The following is a 2,806-nucleotide window of genomic DNA, read 5'->3' as shown; positions in this document are numbered from 1 at the left end:
TGTCGCGCATTCTCGAAGATGCAGGAACGCTCTCGTCGCCGCTGGTTCCGTGGAATACATGCGGGGCGTTCATGTTCACGACACTCGGCGTTTATCCGTTCGCTTACGCGCCGTACGCTTTTTTAAATCTGATCACTCCGGTCGTTTCGGTAATTTACGGATTCACAGGCTGGACGATGGAGAGAATGTCGGATGAAGAGATTGCCGAATTGGAAAAGGATTCGGATCAACTATGATGCGTTTACGACTTACCCGATCGCTCCCGCTACGTACTTCAGAACTTTATTGATCTTTCTTTCGATGCAGATTTTTCCTGCTTCGGCATAGCCGTGCGTTCGGGCGATTTCCCTGAACTTTTCTTTTAAATCGTCGATAAAACCTTCGAGGGATGTAAATTTATCGATATCCGTTTGGTCGATGATCTTACGGAAAGCGCCGATAGCGTGAAGTTCATTTTGGAATAACGCCATGTTTTCCATAAAAACATAGTTGGTTATTTTTCCGCTCTCATTCCGCCTCTTGTTTTCTCCGATCATAACCTCGATGTCTTCTTTCAGATCGTCTAACTCAATGCCCAGAATCCTGAGAAAATTTTTCAATGTGTTCTTCATGGCCGCGCTCCTTATTAAAAGATCCTTCCTCTTACAATATAAGGGAATTTTAAAAATATTCAAGAGGCGGGGCGGAAAAGATTAGAATCGGATTTTGAATCCCACCGGGCGGTGATCGGACAATGCAACTTCGTATGCGTTCCAGCCGTTGCTGAAATAATCATCGACATGAATCGTCGTAACTTCGGTACCGGTTCGTGACAATTCATCGAATAATTCGTTGGTGACTAAAATATGATCCAGATGACTTGGCCATTTCGGATATGACCAGTTGTCGCTCGGACCCTTAGCGATTGGTATATCGGCGAACCGATAAGCCGAGGAATTGTCGATGAAATTCTGGAAGACGTTAACCGCCGCCGGATCGGTAATTTCGTCGTTGAAATCGCCGACGACAATGACATTTTCACTGGGGAAATGCGTATTGATGTACGTTTCCAATAAGTGACTTGCATCGAGACGCCGCCATTCTTCGTCGTATGGATCAGTTCCGATGATTCCGTCGCCGCAACATTTGTAATGGTTGTCGATGACGATGATGCGGTTGCCATTCCATTTCAGATCGAGAACGAGCGGCGGTCTGGGAAATTCACGATCGTTATCGATATAAATTTCGTAAACCGAGTCAATTGTCACGTTTTCGGAGCGATACATAAAGGCGAGTGTTGAGCCCCATCTGTCGGCGCGGTAACCGTCCCAGTCCGCAAGTCTCGCGTCCAATTTCTGAAAATCCGTGTCGCTGGCGATTTCCTGAAGCGCAACGACATCTGCGTTCAAATTTTGAATAACTTCCACGGCTGAGGCGATCGTCGTCTCACCGTTTCGCGGGAAATTATAAACGTTCCATGTAATGAGGTCGAAAGTTTGTTCGGTGCCGAAAAATAAATTTGACAAACTAAGAGTTCCTATCAGGCATTTTGCTGTTTTGCTGGGCGGTGAAGTCGAAATTCCTGACGTAGCTGAAACGCGGTAACTTAGCGTGTCTGTCGATGATGCGGTCGCATCAATATATTCAGTCGAGTTTGATTCTGTTTTTGCCAATTGCACCCATTTTTCGGAGCCAGTCTTCCGCTCGATTAAGAATTTATCTTCTCCGATAGAATTGTCCACCCACGTCAGATGAACGGTCGTTTTTCCAATCTGTTTGACCTGCAGATCGCCAGGCGAACCGTATTCGGAAATCCACGCCACGGTATCCGAATAATCGGTCGTATCGCCGTCCATCACTGCACGGATGCGATAGTCAAAAACTGTGTCGGAATTCGTCGGAATGTAATCGGTGAAAGTGGTGGCGTCCGCGTCGGTTTGCCGATAGGCTTCTTCCCATTCCGAGCCACCGACTTTCCGGTCGATAATGAAACCGGTTTCTTTAGCGGAATTATCGCGCCAAGTCAAATTAACGATATTTTCAGAAATACAAGCGATTTCGAGCTCATCCGGAACGGCGAGATCATCCAATCGTGTCGTCGGATTTTCACAATATCTCAAAAGTGATAAAGCAATCAGCAGGATCGGGGCTCTATTTTGGGTGATGAAACTTAACAAGATGTTTAAAAGTGTACTTTCTAATAAAATTTTTAAAAAACGGAAAGTAATTTAACAAACCGACAACGATGTGACTATAGAATTTTATATGTGAAAATTTCTATGGTTGTTCCGATTTAGATCAGTTATTTCACTAACATCAGTTTCATCGTTTTCCGATGTGTTTCCGAAATCATTTGGAAAAAATAAATCCCGGAAGCGACTTCTCGACCGGCGTCGTCTTTTCCATTCCAAATTGCTTGATAATATCCCGCCGGTTTGACGCCATTTTCCAGCGTCCGGATTTTATGCCCACGAATATCGTAAATCGTCATCTCTACCGGCGCGTAAGTTGGTAGATCGTATCGAATCGTCGTCTGTGAATTGAATGGATTGGGGAAATTTCTGGACACGGAAAATTGCGTTGGAAGTCGCCGGACGGCGGCTTGAACCGGATTGCCGTTTAAATCTGAAACGATGATGGATTGAATAGTGATGTTTTCTGGAAGTGAACAAAGCCGCGTTTCGCCTGCTGAGAATATTATTCCCTGCGTGTCGTAAAACAAGGAAATTTCCGCATTTGAACGAAAAACAAGCGAACCGCTTTCCCGCATTGCCGGTGAAAGTTCGATCATGCCATTCGTCGGTTCTTTCAATTGTAGTTGAATTCC

The 2,806-nt window shown here is 45.2% G+C and carries 4 protein-coding genes; 1 reads left to right on the top strand and 3 read right to left on the bottom strand.

The window, feature by feature from the left end:
- A partial coding sequence (locus tag COT43_02880) for a sodium:proton antiporter (protein ID PIS29907.1) occupies positions 1-236 on the top strand: 236 nt, incomplete at its 5' end.
- 12 nt (positions 237-248) lie between these two features.
- On the opposite strand, the gene COT43_02875 is transcribed toward COT43_02880, so the two are convergent.
- From COT43_02875 to COT43_02865, 3 genes are all read right to left on the bottom strand, one after another.
- Positions 249-611 (bottom strand): hypothetical protein, encoded by a 363-nt coding sequence (locus tag COT43_02875; GenBank protein PIS29906.1) that lies wholly within the window; start codon positions 609-611, stop codon positions 249-251.
- A gap of 81 nt (positions 612-692) precedes the next feature.
- Complete coding sequence (locus tag COT43_02870) at positions 693-2,156, bottom strand: hypothetical protein (GenBank protein ID PIS29905.1); 1,464 nt, start codon at positions 2,154-2,156, stop codon at positions 693-695.
- 125 nt (positions 2,157-2,281) lie between these two features.
- A partial coding sequence (locus COT43_02865) for a hypothetical protein (protein PIS29904.1) occupies positions 2,282-2,806 on the bottom strand: 525 nt, incomplete at its 5' end.

The organism is Candidatus Marinimicrobia bacterium CG08_land_8_20_14_0_20_45_22 (genome assembly GCA_002774355.1).
GTDB lineage: Bacteria > Fidelibacterota > UBA2242 > UBA2242 > UBA2242 > 0-14-0-20-45-22.
Note: the sequence above shows the minus strand (reverse complement) of the source record. Positions and strands in the feature narration are given on the sequence as shown.

Coding starts and splice junctions, on each gene's coding strand:
- COT43_02875 (PIS29906.1), bottom strand. CDS start 611: ATGAAGAACACATTGAAAAATTTTCTCAGGATTCTGGGCATTGAGTTA.